The organism is Bartonella queenslandensis AUST/NH15, from assembly GCF_000312585.1.
GTDB classification, from domain to species: domain Bacteria; phylum Pseudomonadota; class Alphaproteobacteria; order Rhizobiales; family Rhizobiaceae; genus Bartonella; species Bartonella queenslandensis_A.
The window spans coordinates 1-491 of record NZ_HE998492.1 but is presented as its reverse complement, the minus strand read 5'-3'; the positions used below and the strand labels follow the sequence as shown (position 1 = coordinate 491).

General features: G+C 40.1%; 1 protein-coding gene. It reads left to right on the top strand.

Annotation, left to right across the window (positions count from 1 at the left end; genetic code table 11):
* Window positions 1-79: 79 nt before the first annotated feature.
* Window positions 80-491, top strand: a 412-nt coding sequence (locus BN338_RS10680; protein WP_039762723.1) for a phage capsid family protein, incomplete at its 3' end; no start/stop codon positions are given.

Here is a 491-nt window from a genome sequence, read left to right as displayed (position 1 = left end):
AAGGATAACCCGCATTTTTACGGGTTTAATGCCGGCTTTTTAGTCGGTTTTTTTTTAATCTAAGTAAAGGGAAAAAGAAATGGCAGTATCATCGATACAAATTAATGACCCACAAGCGGTCAAGCTTTGGTCGCAAAAACTCAGTCATGAAGTTTTGAAAACCACGAAAATAGCGCCGCTTATCGGGGATAGTTCGAATAGCATTATCCAAGTTTATAATGAAACGAATAAAAAGTCTGGTGATAGCGTTACATTCAGTCTTCTTGTAAATCTGCTTGGGGATGGTGTGAGTGAGGGACAAACGCTAGAAGGGAATGAAGAAGCGCTTCAATTTATGAATGATAGGCTTGTTATTAATGAGCTTTTGCATGCCGTGCGTGTGGAAAACCAAGGCTCGATTTCTCAACAAAGAATACTTCCGAATTTGCGTAAAAATGCCAAAGACGCTTTGTCTCGCTGGTATGCAAGTCGTTTGAGCTTGATGTTCTTCC